The following is a 23838-nucleotide window of genomic DNA, read 5'->3' on the forward strand; positions in this document are numbered from 1 at the left end:
GGGGGTCCGGTGTGACGGTTTCGCGGGAACTGGCCTAGCGCTCCAGCAGCACGATCACCTCGTAGTGGCTGGTGTGCGGGAACATGTCGAGCACCCGCGCCTCGACCGGTCGCAGCGAGGGCATCAGCGCCAGGTCGCGGGCCAGCGAGACGGCGTTGCACGAGGAGTAGACGACGTGGGGCACGCCGGAGTGCTCGAGCCACCCTGCGAGGTCGGCGCCGATGCCGCGCCGGGGCGGATTGACGACGACGAGGTCGGGGACGTCGTCCTGCTCGAGCGCCCACGCCGTGGCGTCGGCCGCCACGAAGGCGGCGCCGGCGACCTGGGCGTCCAGGGCCGACCGGATCGCCTCGCCGGAGGCCTCGACGCCGACCACCTGGCGACCCGGTCCCGCCAGGTGCAGCGCGAACCCGCCGACACCGCAGTAGAGGTCCCAGATGCGGGTGACGTCGAGGTCGCCCACCCAGGCGCGGGCCTGCTCGTAGAGCGACTCCGCGACGAAGGTGTTGGTCTGGAAGAACGACTGCGGACCCAGCCACAGCGTCCGTCCGGTCGACAGCCGCATCGGCATGGTCGTCTCCGGCGTCAGCACGATCTCGCGCTCGCCCTCGAGGACCGCCTTGTGCTCGGGCTGGATGTTGAGGGAGACCACCCGCAGCCCCGGCACCGCCTCCCGCAGCTCCGGCAGCCGGGAGCGGACCCGCGCCTCGAGCGCGGTCGACCTCAGCACCAGCCGCAGCATCAGCTCCGAGTCTGGTGACTCGGTCAGCAGGACGTGCTTGAGCTCGCCGGCCCGCGCGCGGACGTCGTACGGCGTCAGGGCCGTGGTGCGGATCCACGCGGCGATGCGGTCGAGGGCCGCCGTCATGCCGGGGGAGTGCAGGCCGCAGTCACGCAGGTCGACCCCCGTCAGGTCCCGGTCGAGGATGCCGAGGGTCGGCGCCTCGACTGTGCCGCCGACGACCATCTTGGCCTTGTTGCGGAAGCCCGCGTCGTCACCGGCGACCGTCGGCAGCCACACGGGCGAGTCCACGAGCGAGCGGGCGTGCGCCTCCTTGTCGGAGAGCTGGCGGGCTCGCGGCACCTCGAGCAGGCTGCACGACCGGCACTCGAAGGAGTCGTAGTGGCGACACTCGATCACCGTGGACAGCGTCAGCGGAGACGCCCCATCCACTCCTCGACGTCGGCCGACGTGCGGGGGAGCGAGGCGGAGAGGTTCCGGTTGCCGTCGGCGGTGACGAGGATGTCGTCCTCGATGCGGATGCCGATGCCGCGCAGCTCCTCGGGGACGAGCAGGTCGTCCTCCTGGAAGTAGAGGCCGGGCTCGACGGTGAGCACCATCCCCTCGGCCAGCTCGCCCTTCGGGTAGATGTCGGCCGAGGCCCGACCGCAGTCGTGCACGTCCATGCCGAGCATGTGCGAGGTGCCGTGGAGCGTCCAGCGGGCGTAGACCTTCGACTCGGGGTCGAGCGCCTCCTCGGCGGTGACCGGGAGCAGCTTCATCCCCTCGAGGCCGTGGGCGAGCACCGCCATCGCGGCGTTGTGCGCGGCCAGGAACGGCACCCCCGGGCGTACGGCGTCGATGCCGGCCTGCTGCGCGGCCTGGACCAGGTCGTAGAGCTCGCGCTGCAACGGCGTGAAGGTGCCGTCGACGGGCAGCGTCCGCGTGACGTCGGCGGTGTAGAGGTTGTGGCCCTCGACGCCCATGTCGAGCAGCACGAGCCTGCCGGGCTCGATCGAGCCGGTGTTGTCGATCCAGTGCAGCGTCGTCGCGTGCGAGCCGCCGGCGCAGATGGAGTCGTAGCCGATGTCGTTGCCCATCGCGCGGGCGCGACGGAAGAAGGTGCCCTCGATCCAGCGCTCGCCGAACTCGCGCACCCGGTCCCACTCGCGGACCGAGTCCTCGAAGCCGAGCGCGGTGATGTCGCAGGCCTCCTGCAGCTCGCCGACCTCCCAGTCGTCCTTGACCAGGCGGAGCTCGTCGGCGACGCGGGCGAGGTCCTCGTCCTTCGTGACGTCGCGGGTCTTGCGGTCGTCGTCCCAGGAGGGGAGGTCCTTGACGTGGCGGACCTCGATGCCGAGGGACTCGGAGATCTCCTGCGCGGACGGGCGGCGTCCGGCCCACAGCTCGCCGTACTGCCGGTCGCGGAAGAACTCGTCGGTGTCGCGCTCCGAGCGCGGGCGGGCGTAGAGCACCGACTCACCGTCCTCGACGACCAGCACGGCGTCGGAGGTCTGGTTGCCGGTGAAGTAGGTGTGCGCGGTGTCGGGCCGGAACCGGTAGTCGGTGTCGTTCGCGCGCACCTTGTAGGTGCCGGCGGGGAGCACGAGCCGGTCGTCGGGGAAGGCCTCCGCGAGCTTCGCGCGCCGTGCGGCCGCGAGGTCCGCGACGGGGTGCCGCGGCACGTCGAGCGGCCGGTCGCCCCAGCCCTCGCGCATGAAGGCGGCGTAGGCCGCGGGGACCGCCGGGTCGTGCGACTCGGTCTTCGGCTGGTCGCCGCCGGTGGCGGTCTCGGCGACGGTCTCGGCGGGGGTCTCGGCAGTCGGCTCGCTCACCCGGCCACTGTACGACGCTGCGACGCGTGGGTACGACGGCAGCCGGTGCTCCCCCGCAGGGGTGCGCGCGACGTGATGAGCGTCCCTGCTCCGTTAGGGTTCGGGCATGCATCGAGGCCGTCGCGACAGTGTTGCCTTCACCGTCGTGGTGGGCATCCTGGTGCTGCTCGGTGCCCTTGCGATGGCGCTGGTCATCGCGCTCTCGGGCGCGCCGGGGTCCCTGGCGCTCGCCGCGGTGCTCGCCGCCGTGCCCGTCGGGCCGCTGGTCGGCTGCTTCATGTGGCTCGACCGCTACGAGCCCGAGCCGCGCAACCTGCTCGTCGCCGGACTGCTGTGGGGGGCCTTCGTGGCCACTGCGGCCGCCCTGGTGTTCCAGGGCATCGGCATGGCCGGTGGCGCGAGCGAGCGGGACAGCCTCGCGGTGGTCGCCCCGCTGACCGAGGAGGCGACCAAGGGCGCCTTCCTCCTGCTCCTCCTGTGGTGGCGGCGCCACGAGCTCGACGGGGTCCTCGACGGCATCGTCTACGCCGGCATGGTCGGCATCGGCTTCGCCTACACCGAGAACATCCTCTACCTCGCCGCCGCCTACGACGGCACCAGCGGGCTGGGCCCCGGCGGCACCGAGGCGCTGACCGGCACCTTCATCATCCGCTGCCTGGTCAGCCCGTTCGCGCACCCGTTCTTCACCGTCTTCATCGGGATCGGCGTGGGACTCGCGATCGCGTCCCGCCAGTGGTGGGTGCGCCTCCTCGCGCCGCTCGCCGGCTTCGCGATCGCGGCGTTCCTCCACGGTGTGTGGAACTCCTCGACGCTCTCCGGCACCGGCCACTTCTTCGTGGTCTACGGCACGCTGATGTTCCCCGCCTTCCTGGGCGTCGTCGCCTTCGCCGTCTACCGCCGCCGCTCCGAGCGACCGCTGCTCACCCAGGCGCTCCAGGACGCCGCCGCCCGCGGTCTGCTCCCCGCGACCGACATCCCGTGGCTCGTCGACCTCTCCGCCCGCCGTCACGCGCGTCGCTGGGCCAGGTCCCAGGCCGGCCAGCAGGGCGAGCGGGCGATGCGCGGCTACCAGGCGGCCGCCATCGAGCTCGGCTACCTCCACCACCGCTACCTCCGCGGCACCGCTCCGGACGACTTCCCCGTCCGCGGGCAGGAGCACGTCGAGGAGCTGCGGCGCATCCGTCCCTACATCTCCTTCCCCGGACAGGTGGTGCCCACCCGATGAGCGAGAACACGGCAATGGTGACCGCGCTGGTCCGGCTGCGTGGCGTGCTGCACGAGGCGCGCCTGCCGCTCGAGCTGCCCGGTGCGGCCGAGCAGCGCGCCAGCCGCGACGAGATGGTCGACCAGCTCGAGGACTACGTCATCCCGCGGCTCATGACCCTCGACGCGCCGCTGCTCGCGGTCGTCGGCGGGTCCACCGGCGCCGGCAAGTCGACGCTCGTGAACTCCCTCATCGGCACCCGGGTCACCATCCCCGGCGTGCTCCGCCCGACGACCCGCTCGCCCGTCCTGGTGCACCACCCCGACGACGCGAAGTGGTTCGGCCAGGACCGGCTGCTGCCCGAGCTCGAGCGCGTCGACCGCCAGACCAACGACCCGGAGGCGCTCCAGCTGGTCGCGTCCACCGCGATGTCACCGGGCCTGGCGATCCTCGACGCCCCCGACATCGACTCCGTCGAGGAGCGCAACCGGCTGCTCGCCGCGCAGCTCCTCGCCGCGGCCGACCTCTGGCTCTTCGTCACCTCGGCCGCCCGGTACGCCGACCAGGTGCCGTGGGACTTCCTCCGCAAGGCGGCCGAGCGCTCGGCCGCGGTGGCGATCGTGCTCGACCGCACGCCCGCCGACGCCGTCGCGACGATCTCCACCCACCTCGCCCGGATGCTCGCCAGCCGCGGCCTCAAGGACTCCCCGCTCTTCAGCGTCGTGGAGGGCGAGGTCTCCGACATGGGGCTGCTGCCATCCAGCGCGGTGATCGAGATCCGCACGTGGCTCCAGGCCCTCGCCGAGGACCAGGAGGCGCGCCAGGCCGTCGTCCAGCAGACCCTCGACGGCGCCATCCGCACCATGGGTCGTCGTACCCACACCGTGGCGGACGCCGAGACCGAGCAGATCGAGGCCGTGCGCCGCCTGCGCGACGACGCCAACGCGGCCTACGACCGCGCCGTGACCGCGGTCGGCGAGGCCTCCGCCGACGGCACCCTGCTGCGCGGGGAGGTGCTCGCGCGCTGGCAGGAGTTCGTCGGCACCGGCGAGCTGCTCCGCACCCTCGAGACGAAGGTCGGCTGGATCCGCGACCGCGTGGTCAACGCGGTGAAGGGCAAGCCGCAGCAGGCCGAGCGGGTCACCGTCGCGGTCGAGTCCGGCCTGGAGACCCTGATCCTCGAGCACGCCGAGGCCGCCGCCGAGCGAGCCGAGGCGTCGTGGCGCGGGACGGTCGCCGGCCAGGCACTGCTCGCCGAGGCGGGGGAGGACCTCGGGCGTGCGTCGCGCGACTTCCGCCGCAAGGCCGAGCGCGCGGTGCGCGACTGGCAGGGCGACGTGCTCGACATGGTGCGGCAGGAGGGCGCCGACAAGCGCTCGACCGCCCGCTTCCTCGCCTTCGGGGTCAACGGCCTCTCCGTCGCCCTCATGGTCGTCGTCTTCGCCCACACCGCGGGCGTCAGCGGGGCCGAGGTCGGCATCGCCGGCGGATCGGCCGTTCTCGGCCAGAAGCTCCTCGAGGCGGTCTTCGGCGACCAGGCGGTCCGTTCCCTCGCCGAACGCGCCCGCCAGCGCCTCGAGGCGCAGATGGGCGACCTCCTCGACGGCGAGCGACGCCGCTACACCGACCTCCTCGACAGCCTCCAGGTGACGCCCGAGACGCCCGAGCGGATGCGGTCGGCGGCCCGCAAGGTCGACGACCTGCGCTACGCCGCGACCCACCCCGGTACGCCGGTGCCCCAGGTGTCGGACGATGGTGACCCCGCCCCCTAGGGTTAAGGGTGGAAGCACCACCACCCGGACCGTGAGGGAGAAATGACGTCGTTGCTCGAAGGGGCCAAGAAGCTGGTCACCAGGAGCTCTGACATCGGCGCGCGCGTCGACGGACTCGAGCGCGCCGCAGCGGCGGCGCGCGGTCGTGTCGACGACGCCGTGGTCGACGACGTCACCACCGTCGCCTCCCGAGCCGCCGGCCGGCTCAAGCTGTCCGCCGACCACACGGTGGTCGCCCTCGCCGGTGCGACCGGGTCGGGCAAGTCCTCGACCTTCAACGCGCTGAGCGGGCTCGAGCTCGCCGCGGTCGGCGTACGTCGCCCCACCACCTCGTGGGCCACCGCGGTCGTCTGGGGCAAGGAGGGTGCCGAGGAGCTCCTCGAGTGGCTCGGCATCCCCGCGCGCCACCAGGTCACCCGCGACTCGATGCTGTCGAAGGCCGACGAGGACGTCGAGATGCGCGGGGTCGTGCTCCTCGACCTGCCCGACCACGACTCCACCGAGGTCTCCCACCACCTCGAGGTCGAGCGGCTCGTCGAGCTCGCCGACATGATGGTGTGGGTCCTCGACCCGCAGAAGTACGCCGACGCCGCCATCCACGACCGCTTCCTCAAGCCGCTCGCCGGCCACGCCGAGGTGATGCTCGTCGTGCTCAACCACATCGACACCGTGCCCGAGGACCGCCGCGACGCGATGGTGGAGGACGTACGCCGTCTCCTCGAGGCCGACGGCCTGCCCGGGGTCCCGGTGCTGCCGGTCAGCGCCCGCCAGGGCACAGGCATCGACGAGCTCCGCGGCATGATCGCCAAGCGCGTGGCCGAGAAGAAGGTCACCCGCTCGCGACTCGAGGCCGACGTGAAGTCCGCCGCCCAGCGCCTGCAGGACGCCGCCGGTGCCGGGAAGGTGCCGACCCTGTCGAAGGAGCGCGTCGCCGCGCTCGACGACGCGTTCGCCCAGGCCGCCGGGGTGCCCACGGTCGTCAAGGCGGTCGGCGACTCCACCCGGCTGCGCGCCAACCGCGCCACCGGCTGGCCGGTCACGGCGTGGTTCTCGCGGCTCAAGCCCGACCCGCTCAAGCGCCTGCACCTCGACCTCGGGGCGTCCGGCAAGCAGCTGACGGGCGCGGCCCGCACGTCCGTCCCGCAGGCGACCGGTGTGCAGCGCGCCCGCGTCGACACCGAGGTGCGCGCCCTGGCCGACCAGGTCGGCGAGGGCATGGCCCCGGCCTGGGCCGGTGCGGTCCGCGCCGCATCGATCTCGCGGCTGCCCGACCTCGGCGACCGGCTCGACCAAGCGGTGGGCCGGACCGACCTCGGCGCCGACCGGATCCCGGCCTGGGCCGGGCTGGTGCGGTTCCTGCAGTACGTCCTGATCATCTCCGCGATCGTCGGTGCCGTCTGGTTGGGCGTGCTGGCGCTCGGGACCTACGCCCGCGTCCCCGAGCCGCCGACGCCGTCGGTGGGGTCGTTCCCCCTGCCGACGCTGCTCCTGGTCGGGGGAGTGGTGCTCGGGCTCCTCCTCGCCCTCGTGTGCCGGTGGCTGGTCGCCGCCACGGCGAAGACCCGTGCGCGCACCGCCGACAAGCGGCTGCGCGACGCGATCTCGGAGGTGTCGGCCGAGCTGGTCGTCGCCCCGATCCAGGCCGAGCTCGCGTCCTACGCCGAGGTGCGCGAGGGGCTCGCAGTCGCCCTGCGCTGAGCCCTCCCGGCCCGATCGTGGGCCGCGAACCGTCCACAGGCGGCTCCCCTCCACCGTTGTCCACAGCCTCGCGGTCGCGGGGCTGGGAACTGTCGGTCGCGCTGTGGAGCCTTGGGTCACCGCGGCGGATCCACCGCCGCCCATCCCAGGAGCGCAGCGATGTACGACACCCAGATCACCCTGACCGGCTGGATCGGCGGCGAGGTCACCCACCGCGAGCTCGCCGAGGGCCGCTCGGTCGCGTCCTTCCGCGTCGCGTGCACGCCCACCCACTACCGCGACGGAGAGTGGGTCAAGGGCACCACCTCGTGGCACACCGTCAAGGCGTGGAACCGGCTGGCCCGCCACGTCGCCGACTCGCTGAGCAGCGGCGACCCGGTCGTGGTCCACGGCCGGCTGGTCGCCGACGTGTGGGAGCGCGACGGCAAGCAGCAGACCTCCTACGAGGTCGTGGCCAGCAGCGTCGGGCACGACCTGTCCCACGGCACCTCGCGCTTCACGAAGCCGGTGTCGCCGGAGGTGCGGATCGAGGAGCAGCCGGTCGCGGCCGAGCCCGCGGCCCAGGCCGCCGACCAGGTGGCTGCCTGAGGCCGGCGCGGGTGCTCAGGGGCGGTACGACACCCACGCGTCGTTGCGGACGAGCGCCTCCAGCTCGTCGAGCGTCATCGGCGGCCGGGGCGCGGTGGTCGGTGAGCCGGCATCCCACTTCTCCTCGATCGTGTTCGCGCTGGCGGCGTAGACGATGCCGCCGTCACGGGCGAGCACGACCTCGTTGACGACGGTGCCGCCCCACCGGTTGGTGAGTCGGCGCCCGACGACCGTGCCCGACTCGTCGCGGATCTGCACGCACTCGGTGCGCCCCGAGAACGCCTCGTCGCAGCTGGTGCGGTCGGGCTCGCTGTCCGGCGTGATCTCCACCGGACCCTGGCTGCTGCTCGGGTTGCTGCCGTCGCCCAGGGGCATCGTCGGGTCGGTCGCGACCACGAAGGAGTAGGGATCGCGGTAGAGCATCACGTTGAGCCGGCCGGGCCCGGCCGGCGCGGCCAGGTGGGCGTTGATCCACCCTGCGGCGGGTCCTCCTTCGGGGGTGTCCGCCTCCAGCGGCCCGGGGGCGGTCACGGTCACCTCGTCCGGGAGGATCGCCTCCACGGTGCTGACCATCTCGGTCGCGGGCATGTCCCACCAGCCGGGCAGGTCCTGCGGCCGGGGGGCCGGGGGATCGGTCGCGACGATCCGGCTCGCGTCGGTCGTCCGGCTGTCGTCGGCGCCCCACGCCCACGGCACCGCGACCGCCGCGACCGCGCTCGCAGCGACGATCGCGCCGGTGATGCCGATCCGGCGGCGGATGCGCAGCCGGCGGCCGCGGACCAGGGCCGCGGTGGACAGGTCGTACGGCGGACGGGTGCGCGCCATCGCGGAGTCGAGGACCTCGCGGACGAAGGCCTCGTCGGTCTCGGGCACGGGGAGGTGGTCGGGGCGGTGGACGGTCATCGGTGGGCCTCCGGGGACAGGATCGGTTCGCGTGCGTCTCCCAGCTGGGTGCGCAGCGCGGCGAGTGATCGCAGCGCGCGGTTCTTGACCGCTGCGCTGCTCAGGTGGAGCGTCTGGGCGGTCTCCTCGACGGAGAGGTCCTCCCAGTAGCGCAGGACCACGACGGCGCGGTCCAGCGGTGCGAGCGTGCGAAGCGCGGCCAGCAGGGTCAGGCGCAGGGCGGCGTCGTCGGGCACCGCCTGGCAGTCGTCCACCTCTGCCACCGCGACCTCGGTGCTGCTGCGGCGCCGCCGGTCGCTCAGGAAGGTCTTGAGGACGATGCCGCTGACGTAGGCCGTCGGGTCGTCGGCCGCGCTGACCCTGCGCCAGTTGACGTACGCCTTGGCGAGCGCGGACTGCAGCAGGTCCTCCGCGGCGGCCGACGACGTCGTCAGCAGCCACGCCTTGCGGTGGAGCTGCGGTGAGGCCGAGGCGACGAACGAGGTGAACTCCTCGTCGACGCTGGCGCTTCCTCGCATCGATCCCCCTCTCGGCAGGCCCCCCGACTGGAGGCCATCACCCTGCTCGACGCGGTGGCACGACGATCGGTCTCACGCTGCGGTGAGCGTAGGCGCGATTGTCCGCGCGACGGCCGTTCCCCGTAGGCTCGCGGGCATGGCTGAGTACGTCTTCACACTGCGCAACGTGCGCAAGGCCCATGGTGACAAGGTCGTCCTCGACAACGTCACCCTCTCGTTCCTCCACGGTGCCAAGATCGGCGTCGTCGGACCCAACGGCGCTGGCAAGTCCACGCTCTTCAAGATCATGGCCGGGCTCGAGCACGCCAACAACGGCGACGCGATCAAGGACCCCGAGGCCACGGTCGGGATGCTCCAGCAGGAGCCGCCCCTGACCGAGGGCAAGACCGTCCTGGAGAACGTCGAGGAGGCCGTCGCCGAGCTCAAGGGCAAGATGAAGCGCCTCGAGGACGCCTACATGGAGATGGGCGAGCCCGACGCTGACCAGGACGCCCTCATGCGGGAGACCGGCGACCTGCAGACCGAGCTCGACAACGCCAACGCGTGGGACCTCGACAGCCGCCTCGACCAGGCCATGGACGCGCTGCGCTGCCCGCCGCCGGACGTGCTGGTCGACAACCTCTCCGGTGGTGAGCGCCGCCGCGTCGCGCTGTGCAAGCTGCTCCTCGAGCAGCCCGACCTGCTGCTCCTCGACGAGCCGACCAACCACCTCGACGCCGAGTCCGTCCAGTGGCTCGAGGGCCACCTCAAGACCTACCCCGGCGCCGTCATGGCGATCACCCACGACCGCTACTTCCTCGACAACGTCGCCGAGTGGATCGCCGAGGTCGACCGCGGCCAGATCCACGGCTACGAGGGCAACTACTCGACCTACCTCGAGACCAAGCGCGACCGCCTCAAGGTCGAGGGCCAGAAGGACGCCAAGCGCGCCAAGATGCTCGAGAAGGAGCTGGAGTGGGTCCGCTCCAACGCCAAGGCCCGCCAGACCAAGAGCCGTTCGCGCCTCGCGCGCTACGAGGAGATGGCGGCCGAGGCCGACCGGATGCGCAAGATCGACACCTCCGAGATCAACATCCCGGCCGGTCCGCGGCTCGGTGACATCGTGCTCGAGGCCGACAAGCTCGCGAAGGGCTTCGAGGGCCGCACGCTCATGCACGACCTCTCCTTCAAGCTGCCCCGCGCCGGCATCGTCGGCGTGATCGGCCCCAACGGCGTCGGCAAGACCACCCTCTTCCGGATGATCACCGGCCAGGAGGAGCCCGACGAGGGCGACCTCAAGGTCGGCCAGACCGTGAAGATCTCCTACGTCGACCAGAGCCGCGGCGGCATCGACCCCACCAAGAACGTCTGGGAGGTCGTCTCCGACGGCCTGGACTTCATCAAGGTCGCCAACTTCGAGATGAACAGCCGCGCGTACGTCGCGTCGTTCGGCTTCAAGGGGCCCGACCAGCAGAAGAAGGCCGGCGTGCTGTCCGGTGGTGAGCGCAACCGCCTCAACCTCGCGCTGACGCTGAAGATGGGCGGCAACATGCTGCTCCTCGACGAGCCCACCAACGACCTCGACGTCGAGACCCTGTCCTCGCTCGAGGACGCGCTGCTCGACTTCCCGGGCTGTGCCGTCGTCACCTCGCACGACCGGTGGTTCCTCGACCGCGTGGCCACCCACATCCTCGCGTGGGAGGGCGACGACCAGGACCCGGCCAAGTGGTTCTGGTTCGAGGGCAACTTCGCGTCCTACGAGGAGAACAAGATCGAGCGCCTCGGCATCGACGCGGCACGCCCCCACCGGGTCACGCACCGCCGCCTGACGCGCGACTGATCGAGCTGTGCACCCGAGTCTCCCGCTTGTCGGCCCGGATCCAGGCCGACAAGCGGGGGAGTCACCGGATATCCGGTGACCGCCCTGTTCAGGACTGCCGGATCTCCGACTCCGGGTGGCGGTTGACCAGGTGGTCGGCGACGGCGTCGAAGACCCGACCGACGGCGGCGAAGTCGGCCTCGGGGACGAGGTCGAGGATGTTGCGCCGCACGCTCTCCACGTGGCAGGGAGCGGCACGCACGAGCAGGTCGTAGCCGGACTCGGTCATGGTCGCCACGACCCCCCGGCCGTCCTCGGGAGTCGTCCCGCGGGTGACGTACCCGGCCTGCTCCATGCGCGCGACGGTGTGCGTCACGCGGCTGCGTGAGTGGGCCATCGCGTCGGCGAGCTGGGCCATCCGCATGGCGCGCCCGGTCCGCTCGGAGAGGCGCACGAGCACCTCGTACTCGGTCAGAGACATGCCGAACTCACGGCGCAGGTCGTCGTCGAGCCGCTCCTCGAGCAGGGTCATGCCCATCATCAGGGCACGCCACGCGTGCTGCTGGCCGTCGTCGAGCCAGCGCGGCTCCCCCTCGGAGGTCATGGATGCACCCTAGTGCTGCCGGGCCGTCGAACGGCTCAGGCCGTGCGCTCCAGGATCATCGCCATTCCCTGGCCGCCGCCGACGCACATGGTGATCAGGCCGGTCGACTTGTCGTGCCAGTCGAGGCTGTTGAGCATCGTGTTCTGCAGGCGGGCGCCGGTCATGCCGAAGGGGTGGCCGACGGCGATGGCCCCGCCGTTGACGTTGAGGCGGTCGAGGTCGATGCCGAGGTCCTGGTAGGACGGCACGACCTGGGCGGCGAAGGCCTCGTTGATCTCCACCAGGTCGATGTCGCCGATCGACATCCCGGCGTACTTGAGGGCGTTCTTCGTCGCCTCGACGGGGCCGAGGCCCATGATCTCCGGGGAGAGGCCCGAGACGCCGGTGGAGACGATGCGGGCGAGCGGGGTGAGGCCGAGCTCGGCTGCCTTGGTGTCGGACATGATCACCACGGCTGCGGCTCCGTCGTTGAGGGCGCAGCAGTTGCCGGCCGTGACGACTCCGTCGGGGCGGAACACCGGGTCGAGCCCGGCGATGGCGTCGTACGTCACTCCGGCGCGGGGGCCGTCGTCCTTCGTCACGACCGTGCCGTCGGGGGTGGTGACGGGGGTGATCTCGCGCTCCCAGAAGCCGTCGGCGATGGCCTTCTCGGCGAGGTTCTGCGAGCGGACGGCGAACTCGTCGAGCTCCGAGCGGTCGAGACCGCGCAGGCGGGCGACGTTCTCCGCGGTCTGGCCCATCGCGATGTAGATGTCGGGGAGCAGGCCGTCCTCGCGCGGGTCGTGCCAGTCCTGCCCGCCCTTGGCGTACTCGTCCGTGCGGGCATTCGCGTCGTCGAAGAGCGGGTTGCGGGTGCCCGGGATGTGGTCGGAGGTGCCCTTCGCGAAGCGGGACACGGTCTCGACGCCGGCGGAGACGAAGATGTCGCCCTCGCCCGCCTTGATCGCGTGGAAGGCCATCCGGGTGGTCTGCACCGAGGAGGAGCAGTAGCGGGTGACGGTGGCGCCGGGGACCTCGAGGCCGAGGAGGGTGGTGACGACGCGGGCCATGTTGTTGCCGGACTCGCCGCCGGGGAGGCCGCAGCCGAGCAGCAGGTCCTCGATGGTGGCGGGGTCGAGGTCGGGGACCTTGTCGAGCGCGGCCTGCACCGCGAGCACGGTGAGGTCGTCGGGTCGGAAGTCCTTCAGCGAGCCCTTGTTGGCCCGGCCGATGGGGGTGCGCGCTGCGGAAACGATCACTGCCTCGGGCATGGAGAACTCCGGTTACTCGTCGGTCACAACTGTCATCTGCACCCTAGTCCGGACGTCCGCGATCAGGGAGTGTCGGGGTCGCCGCCCAGGCCGGTGAGGAGCTGCTCGACGCTGTCGCTGACGAAGCCGCGTCGACGCCTCGCGGGCAGCAGCAGCGAGGCCAGGAGCACGCCGTCGAGCGCCGCGACGAGGGTCTCGGCCGTGGTGCCGTCGTTCGTGCCGGCCCCGCTCAGCACCTCGCGCACCATCGCGACCAGGTCGTCGCGCCACTGGGTGAACCGCTCGGCGAGCCGGGGGTCGCGCGTCGCGGCGACGGTGAGCTCGAGGCGTGCGGCCAGCAGGTCGGGCTGCTCGAGCCAGCGCGAGAACAGCCGCGACACCTCCGCGACCGCTCGCTCGTGGTCGCCGGGACAGGACGCGAGCCGTACGCCGAGTGCCTGCACGTCGCCGGCCAGCCGGTCGGCGACGAAGTCCCCGAGGGCGCCGATGAGCGCCTCGCGCGTGCGGAAGTACGCCGACGAGCTGCCCTCGGCGAGGCCGGCCTCGCGGTCGACCGCCCGGTGAGTCAGGCCGCGGTTGCCCTGCTGGGCGAGCACGGTGGTCGCGGCGGCCAGGATCTCGCGACGACGCGGCGACAGCTCCTCCGTCGCAGGACTCACGGCTCTCCTCCGGGGGTCGGCGTGGGCAAGGGGGGGAGGCGTTCGGCGCCTCGTGACGCAGGACACTACCGATCCGGGTTGTACTACAGCCGTAGAAGCGTATGCTTTCTACATACGTAGAAGTTCTTCACCTGTAGAAAGGAACCCGATCATGCAGCTCATCGACACCTCCGCCGTCATCACCCTCCTGGTCGTCGTCGGCATCGCCGCCCTGGCCGCCATCTCGCTGGCCGCGGTCGCGGTCCCCGCCACGCTCCGAGAGACCCGCCGTGACCGCGTCAGCCGCCGCGAGTCCATCCCCACCTACTACGGCCGTCTCCACTTCGCCCACTGACCACCTCCCAGTGATCCCCGGCTGACCGGGGATCACTGAACATGTCAGGCACTGCAACGGCCGACCTGTTGATGGATCCCCGGCTGACCGGGGATCACGCCGCGCCCCGATCGTCCGACTCTGCGACGATCGGGGCGTGCGCCATCTCTACCGCTGCCCGCTCCGGTGGGCCGACCTCGACCTGCTCGGCCACGTCAACAACGTCACCTACGTCGACTACCTCCAGGAGGCGCGGGTGGACATGTTCCGCACCCACGCCCCCGACAGCCGCAGCGAGGACCTCGCCGAGGGCGTGGTCGTCGTGCGCCACGAGGTCAGCTACGTCTCCTCGCTCACCTTCAGCTTCGAGCCGGTCTCGATCGAGTGCTGGGTCACCGAGATCCGCGCGGCGAGCTTCACGATGGCCTACGAGGTGTTCTCCGAGGACGAGGTGGGGGAGCGCACGGTCTACCTGCGCGCCCGCACCGTCCTGACGCCCTACGTCTTCGCCACCGAGCGCCCGCGCCGCCTCCACCCGGAGGAGAAGGAGTCGCTCGGCCGCCTGCTCGAGCCCGATGAGCCGGTCCGCCCGCCCGCGGCCCCCGAGCCGGTCGACGTGCCGGGAGGCGCGTACGACGTCCACGTCCGCTTCAGCGACGTCGACGTCTACGGGCACGTCAACAACGTGAAGTACTTCGAGTACTTCCAGGAGGCGCGGATCCAGCTGATGGTCGCCCAGGGGCGAGAGCTGGGCGAGGGCTTCCACCTCGTGGTCGCCCAGACCGACGTCGACTACAAGCGCCCGATCCTGTTCCGGCCGGAGCCCTACGACTGCCGCACGTGGGTCTCCCGGATCGGCAGCACGTCGGTCGTGTTCGAGTCGGTCGTGCGCGACGGCGACCAGGTGCTCGCCCGCGCGCGGGTGGTCGGGGTCTGCATGGACAACGAGACCGGCCGGCCGACGCCGGTGCCGGACACCTTCCGGGCAGCGGCGACGGGCTAGACCTCGTCGAGGGTGTTGACCATGAACTGGGCCGCGTGCGTCACGTAGTCCCAGAAGCGCTCGTCCTGCTCGGCCGGCAGCGCTGCCGCGTCGAGGCCCGCCCGGAAGTGCACCAGCCACCGGTCGGCGGCGGCCGGGGTGACCCGGAAGGGCGCGTGCCGCATCCGCAGGCGCGGGTGACCGCGGTTGTCGGAGTACGTCGTCGGGCCGCCCCAGTACTGCATGAGGAACAGCGTGAAGCGCTCCTCGGCCGGCCCGAGGTCCTCCTCGGGGTACATCGGGCGCAGCAGCTCGTCACCGGCGACGCCCTCGTAGAAGCGGTGCACGATCGTGCGGATCGTCACTTCGCCGCCGATCTCGTCGTAGAACGTGTCGGTCACGTGACCCATTGTCACGGCTGGGGTCCTAGGACTTCTCGGTGGGCTCCCCGGAGGCCGCCGACGGGGCGCTCTGCTGCCACGTGACGCGCTGGGCGACCGCGAGGTTGATGCCCTCCGCCTCGAAGCGTGCCTTGACCCGCTCGCGCATGGTCCGGGCGATGGCCCACTGCTGGAGCGGGGCGGTCTTGAGGGTCACCCGCATGACGATGCCCTCGACGCCGAGCGACTCCACGCCCCAGACCTCGGGCTCCTCGATGATCTGGCCAGTGAAGTCCTCGTCGTCCCACAGGGAGTGCGCGACCTCCTCGAGCACCTGGCGCACCTTGACCAGGTCCTCGGTGTAGCCGACGGTCACGTCGAGCACGGTGCGGGCCCAGTTCTGGCTCATGTTGCCGACGCGCAGCACCTCGCCGTTGCGGACGTACCAGACCGTGCCGTTCACGTCGCGCAGGCGGGTCACCCGCAGGCTGACGGCCTCGATGGTGCCGGAGGCCTCGCCGAGGTCGACGACGTCGCCCACGCCGTACTGGTCCTCGAAGATCATGAAGATGCCGGACAGGAAGTCCTTCACCAGCGTCTGGGCGCCGAAGCCGAGGGCCACGCCGAGGATGCCCGCGCTGGCGATGAGCGGTGCGATGTCGTAGCCGAGCTCGGAGATGAACATCAGGGCGATCACGGCGAACACGACGCCGGTGACGATGCTCTTGAGCAGCGACCCCATGGTCGCCGCGCGTTGCACGCGTCGGGTGTAGCCGGCGTCCTCGCCGAGGTTCAGGGCGGCACCGACCCGGCCGGCGACCTTGCCACCGGTGACGGCGCGGCTGAGCCGGTCGGGCAGCATGCCGACCTCGGCCTGCCGGACCACGCGGTCGATGACCCGGTGGAGCAGCCACCGGACGAGGAGCCCGATGACGACCAGTCCGACCAGGGCGCTCGGCTTGCCGACGACCCAGTCAGCGACGTTGGCCAGCGGCTGGTTGCCGGTCCTGTCGAGGACCCAGTTGCACAGCCACTCGTCGCTCGCGCAGGTGGCCATGGGGTTGATGTGGGTGGTCCCGCTCCCGGAGACCTCGGTCACAGTGATGATCGGGGTGATGAGGGGGTGAGGCATGCCCGCCAGTATGCAGATAGCCTTGTCCTCGTGAGCACGCACGTCAGCCGTCCCCGCTCGTCCCGCAGAGGTCTCCGACGCCTGTCGCTGGCCTCCGTCCTGGCCTCCGCTCCCGTGCTGGCCCTGGTGGCCGCGCCGGCCCGCGCCGACGTGCCGAAGGGCTGGGGTGGCGAGGAGGTCCACTACGCACCCGACGCGCTGCACGCGCTCGGCCTCTACCTCGGTGCGCCGCTCGCGCTGTTCATCGTCATCGGGGTGCTGATCTACCTCCCGGCCATGGTGCGCGGCGAGAAGCTCCTGCCCCAGCACGACGCCGTCGACGGCACCGGTCAGTGGATCGGCGGCCCGCGCCAGGGCATCGCCGAGCTGCCCGCGGCCGACGGTGAGGACTCGCGGGCAGGCGGCGCAAGTGGCCGCTGGTGAGCCGCTGACCGAGGCCGACCGGCTGGCGCTCGACCGGACCATCCGGATCGCCGAGCAGTCCAGCCGCTTCGAGTTCTCCGTCTACGTCGGTCCCGCGCAGGGCGACGACACCCGCGCCTGGGCCACCCGCCTGCACAACCGCCTCGTCGCGCCCTCGCGCAGCGTCATGGTCCTCGTGGACCCGCGCCGCCGGGTGATCGAGGTCGTCACCGGTGGCGACGTACGCCGTCACCTCAGCGACGGCGAGGTCGAGCTGGCCGTGCTGGCCATGTCGTCGGAGTTCGCCTCGGGCAGCCTGCTCGCCGGCCTCCAGCGCGGCATCACGATGCTCGCCGAGCACGCCCGCCCGCAGAACACCCTCCACGCGTAGGTACGCCCGCTCCGCTCGCGCGCGCTCGCGCGGTGGCCGAGGTAGCTCCCCGTCAACGCACGAGCCCCTCCCCGCGATCACTCGCGGGGAGGGGCTCGTAGGTGTACGTCGATCAGCTCCTGTCGTGCGCCTGGGCGGCGAGCGCCCGGGCGATGTCGGCGCGGGCCTCGCCGATGTAGCGCTGCGCCTGCTTGGGCGCGTTGTTGTCGGCGAGCCACTCGTCGAGGCGGGCCAGGGTGGCGGCGGAGCCCAGGGCCTTCGGGAAGCCGTACTCGAGGACCGTCGAGGCCTTGTGGAAACCGAGCACGTCGACGAGCGTCTCCGAGGCGGTGAGGAACTTCTCGAGGTAGGGCTCGAGGACGTCCTCCTGGCCGAAGCGGAAGATCGAGAAGGAGATCTCGCGCGCGGTCTCGTTGGGCGTCGTCGGGTCGAGGATCGCGTTCCAGGCGGCCTCCTTGGCCTCCGGCGTCGGCTGCGAGGCGCGGGCGGCGGCCGCCTGCTCCATGCCCGAGATGGTCTTGTCGACCTCGAGCTCGGCGTCGATCTCGGCGTCGCCGAAGCGACCCGACCTGGCCAGCGCGGTGATCAGGCCCCAGCGCATGTCCTGGTCGATCTCGAGGCCCTCGACCACGAACGAGCCGTCGAGCAGGCCAATCAGCTCGTCGAGCGCCGCGTCGCTGCGGGCGGCACCGGCGTACGACCTGGCGAAGGTCAGCTGGTGGTCGCTGCCCGGCTCGGCGGCGAGCAGCAGCTCGCGCAGTCCCGACTCCCACTGCGCCGACAGGGCGTCACGGTTCGCCGGGTCGGAGTAGAACGCGACGGACAGGGCCGTCGAGGCGGGGATCCGGGTGACGGCCCAGGCGTCGGTCTCGGCGCCGATGTTGGCGAGCACGAGGTCGACCCAGTCGCGGGTGCGCATCTCGCCGTCGCGCGTCATGTCCCACGCGGCACCCCAGATGAGTGCGCGGGGGAGGGAGTCGTCGAACGTCGAGAGGGCCGAGATGGCGGTCGCCATCGAGCGCTCGTCGAGTCGGATCTTGGCGTAGGCGTGGTCCTCGTCGTTGAGCAGCAGCAGGGCGGGCTGCGTGACGCCGACCAGCTCGGCGACGTCGGTGCTGGCGCCCTCGACGTCGATCTCCACGTAGTCGCGGCGCACGAGGCGGCCGCCCACCTCGTCGTAGAGGCCGATGCCGAGGCGGTGCCGGCGCAGCGTCGGCCAGTCGGGGTGCGCGGACTGCTCGACGGAGAACGAGGAGTAGGCGCCGTCGGCGTCGAGCTCGAAGCGCGGCGTCAGCGTGTTGACCCCGGCGGTCTGCAGCCACTCCTGGGCCCAGCCCTGGAGCTCGCGGCCGGACGACTTCTCGAGGGTGGCGAGGAGGTCCTTGAACTCGGGGTTGCCGTACTCCCACTCACGGAAGTAGGCGCGCAGCCCCTCGAGGAACGGGTCGATGCCGACCCACGCGACGAGCTGCTTGAGCACCGAGGCGCCCTTGGCGTAGGTGATCATGTCGAAGTTGACCTCGACGGCGTGGAGGTCGACGTTGTCGGCCGCGATCGGGTGCGTCGAGGGCAGCTGGTCGGCGCGGTAGCCGGTCTGCTTTCGGGCGTTGGCGAACCCGGTCCACGCGTCGTCGAACTCGGTGGCGTTGGCCTCGCACCAGTAGCAGGCCCACTCGGCGAACGACTCGTTGAGCCAGAGGTCGTCCCACCACTTCATGGTGACCAGGTCGCCGAACCACATGTGGGCCATCTCGTGGGTGATGACCGAGGCACGGAACTCGAAGAACGAGCGTGCCTGGCGGCTGCGAGGGAGGTACTCGTCGCGCAGCGTCACGCAGCCGGCGTTCTCCATCGCGCCGGCGTTGTACTCGGGGACGTAGAGCTGGTCGTACTTGCCGAAGGGGTAGGGGTAGTCGAACTGCTCCTCGAAGAACGCGAAGCTCTGCTTGGTGAGCTTGACCAGCTCGGCCGTGTCCATGTGCTCCTTGAGCGACTGGCGGCAGTAGTGGCCGAGCGGGATGGAGCCGAACTTGCCCTCGTAGGTGTCGAACTCGCCGTGGTACTCACCCGCGACGATCGCGGTGATGTAGGTCGACATCTTCTTGGTGGTCGGGAAGCTCCACACCGCGACGCCGTCGCTCACCGGCGTGGGCTCGGGGGTCGCGGCGTTGGAGACGACGACCCACTCGGCGGGGGCGGTGACGTTGAAGGTGAAGACCGACTTGAGGTCGGGCTGCTCGAAGGTGGTGAAGACGCGGCGGGCGTCGGGCACCTCGAACTGGCTGTAGAGGTAGACGCGGTCGTCGGCGGGGTCGACGAAGCGGTGCAGGCCCTCGCCGGTGTTGGAGTAGGCGCAGTCGGCGGTCACGACGAGCGTGTTGGTCGCCTCGAGGTCGTCGAGCGCGATGCGGCTGTCGGCGTACGCCGTCGCGGGGTCGAGGGAGCGCCCGTTGAGGGTGATCTCGCGGACGCTCGGCGCGACCAGGTCGGCGAAGGTGCTCGACCCCGGCTGGCGACAGGTGAACTCGAGCGTGGTGACGGAGGCGAAGGTCGACTGGTCGGCGCTCGTGGCGCCCGTCAGGTCCAGGTCGACGACGTACGAGGTCACGTCCAGCAGGGTGGCGCGGGCGGCGGCCTCGTCGCGGGTGAGGTTGGTTCCAGGCATGAGGGGCATCCTGCCACCGGGCCGCTGGAATAGACCCGGCCGGTGCGCGATTGTGGTGGTCATGGCTACCGCTGACCTCTGGTTCGACCCGCTCTGCCCGTTCGCCTGGATCACCTCGCGCTGGATCCGCGAGGTCGAGCAGGTCCGCGACATCGATGTGCAGTGGCACGTGATGTCGCTGGCGTACCTCAACAAGGACAAGGACATCCCCGAGGGCTACCGCGAGATGCTCCAGGGCACCGAGCGACCCGTGCGCGTCGCGATCAAGATCGCCCAGGAGCACGACAACGCGACCCTCGGCGACTGGTACACCGCGATCGGCACCCGCCGCCACAACAACGGCGAGGAGCTGTCGAAGGAGACCGTCGCCGCGTCGCTCGCCGACGTCGGCCTGCCCGCCGAGCTGATCGAGGCATGGGACGACGAGTCGCTCGACGAGGCGGTCGCGAAGAGCCACCACGAGGGCATGGACGCGGTCGGCGACGACGTCGGCACGCCGACGATCCACATCGACGGCTCCGCGTTCTTCGGCCCCGTGCTCTCGAAGATCCCGCGGGGCGAGGAGGCCGGCGAGCTGTGGGACGGCTGCGTCGCCGTCGCGAAGTTCCCGTACTTCTACGAGCTCAAGCGCACCCGCACCGGCGACCTGGACTTCTCCTGACCGTCCGCGTCGACCTCAGGTGATCACGGGCGCCACCCGGGGAAACCGGGTGGCGCCCGATCACTAGGCTTGCCCCATGACACGTGTCCTGTCCGCCGTCGCCTGGCCGTACACCAACGGCCCGCGCCACATCGGCCACGTCGCCGGTTTCGGCGTGCCCTCTGACGTCTTCAGCCGGTACATGCGGATGGCGGGCCACGACGTGCTGATGGTCAGCGGCACCGACGAGCACGGCACCCCGATCCTGGTCCTGGCCGACAACGAGGGCGTCCCGGCGCGGGAGCTCGTCGACAAGTACAACCAGGTCATCGTCGACGACCTCTGCGGCCTCGGCCTGTCCTACGACCTCTTCACCCGCACCACCACCGGCAACCACTACTCGGTGGTGCAGGAGATGTTCGAGACCTGCCGCCGCAACGGCTACATGGTCGAGGAGACCACGAAGACGGCGATCAGCCCGTCGACCGGCCGCACGCTGCCCGACCGCTACATCGAGGGCAAGTGCCCCATCTGCGGGTACGCCGAGGCGCGCGGCGACCAGTGCGACAACTGCGGCAACCAGCTCGACGCGACCGACCTGATCGACCCGCGGTCGAAGATCAACGGCGAGACCCCGGAGTTCCGCGACACCCAGCACTGGTTCCTCGACCTCCCGGCACTCGCCGACGCGCTGGGGGAGTGGCTCGACCAGCGCGAGGCCACCGGCCTGTGGCGTCCCAACGTGATCCGGTTCAGCCAGAACATCCTCAAGGAGATCCGGCCGCGCGCGATGACGCGCGACATCGACTGGGGCATCCCGGTGCCCGGCTGGGAGGACCAGCCGACCAAGCGGCTCTACGTCTGGTTCGACGCCGTCATCGGCTACCTCTCGGCGTCCATCGAGTGGGCGCGCCGCCTCGCCGAGACGGAGGGGACGAGCCCGGACAAGTGGCGCGAGTGGTGGAACGACGCCGACGCGGAGTCCTACTACTTCATGGGCAAGGACAACATCGTCTTCCACTCCCAGATCTGGCCGGCCGAGCTGCTGGCCTACAACGGCGCGGGTGACAAGGGTGGCGAGCCCGGCACCTTCGGCGTGCTCAACCTGCCCACCGAGGTGGTCTCCAGCGAGTTCCTCACCTTCGGTGACTCGCAGTTCTCCACCAGCCGCGGCAACGTCATCTACGTCGGGGACTTCCTCGCGCGCTACGGCGCCGACGCGCTGCGCTACTACATCTGCGCCGCCGGCCCGGAGACGTCCGACGCCGCCTTCACCTGGGCCGACTTCGTCACCCGCAACAACTCCGAGCTCGTGGCCGGCTGGGGCAACCTCGTCAACCGCACCGCCACGATGATCGCCAAGAGCTTCGGCGAGATCCCCACGGCCGGACCGCTCGAGGAGGTCGACGAGAAGGTCCTCACCGCCGTGCGGGAGGGCTTCGCCACCGTCGGCGACCTCATCGAGAAGCACCGGCTGCGCGCCGCGATCGCGGAGGCGATGCGCGTGGTGGGCGAGGTGAACAAGTACCTCACCGTCACCGAGCCCTACAAGATGAAGGACGAGTCGCAGCGCGAGCGCCTCGGCACCGTCCTGCACGTCGCCGCCCAGTGCGTGAGCGACTGCAACACGCTGCTGTCGCCGTTCCTGCCGCACGCCGCCAACCAGGTGCACGCGACCCTCGGCGGGGAGGGTGTCTTCATGCCGATGCCGCGCATCGAGCAGGTCCAGGAGCTCGAGCCGGACAACGGCGCCGGGCACACGTCGTACTCGATCATCACGGGCGAGTACGCGACCACGCCGGCGTGGGAGTCACGCCCGATCCTGGTCGGCGCGAAGGTCGGCAAGCCGACGCCCGTCTTCACCAAGCTGGACCCGTCCATCATCGAGGAGGAGCTGTCGCGATGACTGCCGACATGTACCTGCCCCACTTCGTCGTGAAGCAGAAGCTCACGATGATGATCAACCGCTACGAGATCTCCGAGTCCGACGAGGCCGGCAACCCGACCCGCCTGATGGCGCTGGCCGAGCAGAAGCGGATGGCGTTCAAGGAGCAGGTGACCTTCTTCTCCGACGCGGGCAAGTCGCGCCCGGTCTTCGGCTTCAAGGCGCGCCGCAAGCTCGACCTCAATGCCGGCTACGACATCACCGACGAGCAGGGCGCGCAGATCGGCTACTTCAAGAAGGACTTCGGCGCCTCGCTGCTCCGCTCGACCTTCCACGTCGAGGGCCCCGGGTTCGCCGGCTCCGGCCAGGAGCGCAACCAGGTCGTGGCGATCCTGCGCCGGTTCACCGACCTGCCGTTCCTCCCGGTCCACTTCGACTTCCTCGACACCGAGGGCAAGCCGCTCTTCTCCGTCGAGCGCAAGATGTCGATCGGCGACCGCTACCGCGTGACGGTGCCCGACCAGCGGGTCGACTTCCGCGTCGCCGCGGCGATCGCGGTCGGGCTCGACGCCCTCATGTCGCGGTGATGTACCCCGAGGTGCGCCGCGCCGTCGAGGCCGACGCCAGCCCCGACCTCCGGGCGCCGGGCTTCGACCTCGCCGCGCACCGCGAGGAGGTGCGCCTGGCCAACCTCGCCCAGCCGCGGGAGGACGTCGCGACGGTCGAGGACGTCGACGCGGACGGTGTGCCGTGCCGGCTCTACACGCCTGCCGACGCGCTGCCCGGACTGGTCGTGCACGCCCACGGCGGCGGCTTCGTGCTCAACGACGTCGACGTGCACGACGCGATCTCCCGGCGCTTCGCGAACCGCGTACGCCGTCCCGTGCTGAGCGTGGACTACCGCCGCCCGCCCGAGGCCAGGTTCCCCGCGGCCCCCGACGACCTGGACACCGTCGTCGCCTGGCTGCGCCGCGAGGGACCTGCCGGCCCCTACGCCGCCCACGGCGACTCGGCCGGCGCCAACCTCGCCCTCGTGGCCGCGCTGCGCAACCCCGGCTTCTTCGACGTGGTCGCACTCGTCTACCCGTTCCTCGACCCGCGCAACAGCTTCCCCTCGTGGGAGCTCGGCGCCGCCAACGGCTTCGACCCGTCCGAGGCCACCTGGTACTGGGAGCAGTACGCCCGCACCGAGGCCGACTACGACGACCCCGACCTCGCGCCGCTGCTCTCCGACCGGCTCGGCACCCTGCCGCCGACCTTCGTCGCGACCGCCGAGGCCGACCCGCTGCGCGACGAGGGGGAGGAGCTGGCCCGCCTCGTCGCCGAGACCGGCGTCGAGACCGTCGGCATCCGTTGCCTGGGCCAGACCCACGGGTTCTGGCGGCACGCTGCCTTCACCGCCTCCGAGCCGCTCGTGCGCTCCGTGTCCGGGTGGATCGACCAGCACCTGTCGTGAGCTGACACGCGAGCCCCGCAGCCGCGTCCGGCAACGGGGCCT

23 protein-coding genes are annotated in these 23838 nt (G+C 71.2%); 13 read left to right on the forward strand and 10 right to left on the reverse strand.

Annotation, left to right across the window (positions count from 1 at the left end):
- Nucleotides 1-34 precede the first annotated feature (34 nt).
- Nucleotides 35-1141, reverse strand: a complete 1107-nt coding sequence (locus EUA93_RS13165; protein ID WP_242497361.1) for a methyltransferase domain-containing protein — start codon at nt 1139-1141, stop codon at nt 35-37.
- 11 nt (nt 1142-1152) lie between these two features.
- Nucleotides 1153-2556: an aminopeptidase P family protein gene (locus EUA93_RS13170; protein WP_242497362.1), complete on the reverse strand. Its 1404-nt coding sequence runs from the start codon at nt 2554-2556 to the stop codon at nt 1153-1155.
- 106 nt (nt 2557-2662) lie between these two features.
- Here EUA93_RS13170 and EUA93_RS13175 point away from each other — a divergent pair, with 106 nt between their 5' ends.
- The 4 genes from EUA93_RS13175 to EUA93_RS13190 all read left to right on the forward strand — a co-directional run bounded on the left by EUA93_RS13175 (nt 2663) and on the right by EUA93_RS13190 (nt 7818).
- Complete coding sequence (locus EUA93_RS13175; RefSeq protein ID WP_129400550.1) at nt 2663-3781, forward strand: PrsW family intramembrane metalloprotease; 1119 nt, start codon at nt 2663-2665, stop codon at nt 3779-3781.
- A complete protein-coding gene (locus EUA93_RS13180; RefSeq protein WP_242497363.1) occupies nt 3778-5532 on the forward strand; it encodes a GTPase domain-containing protein in 1755 nt (584 codons plus the stop codon). Before EUA93_RS13175 ends, EUA93_RS13180 begins: the two co-directional genes overlap by 4 nt.
- A 42-nt stretch (nt 5533-5574) precedes the next feature.
- Nucleotides 5575-7230, forward strand: coding sequence for a YfjP family GTPase (locus EUA93_RS13185; RefSeq protein ID WP_129400551.1), 1656 nt, complete (start codon nt 5575-5577; stop codon nt 7228-7230).
- A 159-nt stretch (nt 7231-7389) separates the two neighbouring features.
- Entirely contained in the window at nt 7390-7818 is a 429-nt protein-coding gene (locus EUA93_RS13190) for a single-stranded DNA-binding protein (RefSeq protein ID WP_129400552.1), read from the forward strand.
- A 15-nt stretch (nt 7819-7833) separates the two neighbouring features.
- On the opposite strand, the gene EUA93_RS13195 is transcribed toward EUA93_RS13190, so the two are convergent.
- Together EUA93_RS13195 and EUA93_RS13200 are read right to left on the reverse strand one after the other, a co-directional pair.
- On the reverse strand, nt 7834-8721 hold the full coding sequence (locus EUA93_RS13195) for a hypothetical protein (RefSeq protein ID WP_129400553.1): 888 nt from the start codon (nt 8719-8721) through the stop codon (nt 7834-7836).
- The gene (locus EUA93_RS13200; RefSeq protein ID WP_129400554.1) at nt 8718-9239 is read right to left on the reverse strand and encodes a SigE family RNA polymerase sigma factor; all 522 of its coding nucleotides are present in this window, start codon (nt 9237-9239) and stop codon (nt 8718-8720) included. Before EUA93_RS13200 ends, EUA93_RS13195 begins: the two co-directional genes overlap by 4 nt.
- Nucleotides 9240-9375: 136 nt before the next feature.
- On the opposite strand from EUA93_RS13200, the gene ettA reads away from it, so the two are divergent.
- Nucleotides 9376-11058: an energy-dependent translational throttle protein EttA gene (gene ettA / locus EUA93_RS13205; RefSeq protein ID WP_129400555.1), complete on the forward strand. Its 1683-nt coding sequence runs from the start codon at nt 9376-9378 to the stop codon at nt 11056-11058.
- Between the two features lie 88 nt (nt 11059-11146).
- Here ettA and EUA93_RS13210 read toward each other — a convergent pair whose 3' ends face one another.
- From EUA93_RS13210 to EUA93_RS13220, 3 genes are all read right to left on the reverse strand, one after another.
- The gene (locus EUA93_RS13210) at nt 11147-11641 is read right to left on the reverse strand and encodes a MarR family winged helix-turn-helix transcriptional regulator (protein ID WP_090967423.1); all 495 of its coding nucleotides are present in this window, start codon (nt 11639-11641) and stop codon (nt 11147-11149) included.
- Between the two features lie 35 nt (nt 11642-11676).
- The gene (locus EUA93_RS13215; RefSeq protein ID WP_129400556.1) at nt 11677-12891 is read right to left on the reverse strand and encodes an acetyl-CoA C-acetyltransferase; all 1215 of its coding nucleotides are present in this window, start codon (nt 12889-12891) and stop codon (nt 11677-11679) included.
- A gap of 62 nt (nt 12892-12953) precedes the next feature.
- Nucleotides 12954-13550, reverse strand: a complete 597-nt coding sequence (locus tag EUA93_RS13220) for a TetR/AcrR family transcriptional regulator (protein ID WP_165355156.1) — start codon at nt 13548-13550, stop codon at nt 12954-12956.
- 151 nt (nt 13551-13701) lie between these two features.
- On the opposite strand from EUA93_RS13220, the gene EUA93_RS13225 reads away from it, so the two are divergent.
- Together EUA93_RS13225 and EUA93_RS13230 are read left to right on the forward strand one after the other, a co-directional pair.
- Nucleotides 13702-13884 (forward strand): hypothetical protein, encoded by a 183-nt coding sequence (locus EUA93_RS13225; RefSeq protein WP_129400558.1) that lies wholly within the window; start codon nt 13702-13704, stop codon nt 13882-13884.
- 136 nt (nt 13885-14020) lie between these two features.
- Nucleotides 14021-14866: an acyl-CoA thioesterase gene (locus EUA93_RS13230; protein WP_129400559.1), complete on the forward strand. Its 846-nt coding sequence runs from the start codon at nt 14021-14023 to the stop codon at nt 14864-14866.
- On the opposite strand, the gene EUA93_RS13235 is transcribed toward EUA93_RS13230, so the two are convergent.
- A complete protein-coding gene (locus EUA93_RS13235) occupies nt 14863-15246 on the reverse strand; it encodes a globin (RefSeq protein WP_207208682.1) in 384 nt (127 codons plus the stop codon). The genes EUA93_RS13230 and EUA93_RS13235 overlap by 4 nt on opposite strands.
- Before the next feature lie 25 nt (nt 15247-15271).
- Complete coding sequence (locus EUA93_RS13240; protein WP_242497364.1) at nt 15272-16357, reverse strand: mechanosensitive ion channel family protein; 1086 nt, start codon at nt 16355-16357, stop codon at nt 15272-15274.
- 30 nt (nt 16358-16387) lie between these two features.
- Between EUA93_RS13240 and EUA93_RS13245 the strand changes: the two genes are divergently transcribed.
- Together EUA93_RS13245 and EUA93_RS13250 are read left to right on the forward strand one after the other, a co-directional pair.
- Complete coding sequence (locus tag EUA93_RS13245; RefSeq protein WP_129400560.1) at nt 16388-16780, forward strand: hypothetical protein; 393 nt, start codon at nt 16388-16390, stop codon at nt 16778-16780.
- Entirely contained in the window at nt 16767-17150 is a 384-nt protein-coding gene (locus tag EUA93_RS13250) for a DUF5130 family protein (RefSeq protein ID WP_165355157.1), read from the forward strand. Before EUA93_RS13245 ends, EUA93_RS13250 begins: the two co-directional genes overlap by 14 nt.
- Before the next feature lie 112 nt (nt 17151-17262).
- On the opposite strand, the gene pepN is transcribed toward EUA93_RS13250, so the two are convergent.
- Entirely contained in the window at nt 17263-19815 is a 2553-nt protein-coding gene (gene pepN / locus EUA93_RS13255; RefSeq protein ID WP_129400562.1) for an aminopeptidase N, read from the reverse strand.
- Between the two features lie 61 nt (nt 19816-19876).
- Here pepN and EUA93_RS13260 point away from each other — a divergent pair, with 61 nt between their 5' ends.
- The 4 genes from EUA93_RS13260 (at nt 19877) to EUA93_RS13275 (ending at nt 23796) form a co-directional block, all read left to right on the forward strand.
- Entirely contained in the window at nt 19877-20476 is a 600-nt protein-coding gene (locus EUA93_RS13260; protein ID WP_129400563.1) for a mycothiol-dependent nitroreductase Rv2466c family protein, read from the forward strand.
- A 76-nt stretch (nt 20477-20552) separates the two neighbouring features.
- Nucleotides 20553-22361, forward strand: coding sequence for a methionine--tRNA ligase (gene metG, locus EUA93_RS13265; protein ID WP_129400564.1), 1809 nt, complete (start codon nt 20553-20555; stop codon nt 22359-22361).
- Nucleotides 22358-22927 (forward strand): LURP-one-related family protein, encoded by a 570-nt coding sequence (locus tag EUA93_RS13270; protein WP_129400565.1) that lies wholly within the window; start codon nt 22358-22360, stop codon nt 22925-22927. The genes metG and EUA93_RS13270 overlap by 4 nt, the downstream gene beginning before the upstream one ends.
- Entirely contained in the window at nt 22927-23796 is an 870-nt protein-coding gene (locus EUA93_RS13275) for an alpha/beta hydrolase (RefSeq protein ID WP_129401242.1), read from the forward strand. Before EUA93_RS13270 ends, EUA93_RS13275 begins: the two co-directional genes overlap by 1 nt.
- Nucleotides 23797-23838 lie beyond the last annotated feature (42 nt).

It is taken from the genome of Nocardioides oleivorans (assembly GCF_004137255.1).
GTDB classification, from domain to species: domain Bacteria; phylum Actinomycetota; class Actinomycetes; order Propionibacteriales; family Nocardioidaceae; genus Nocardioides; species Nocardioides oleivorans.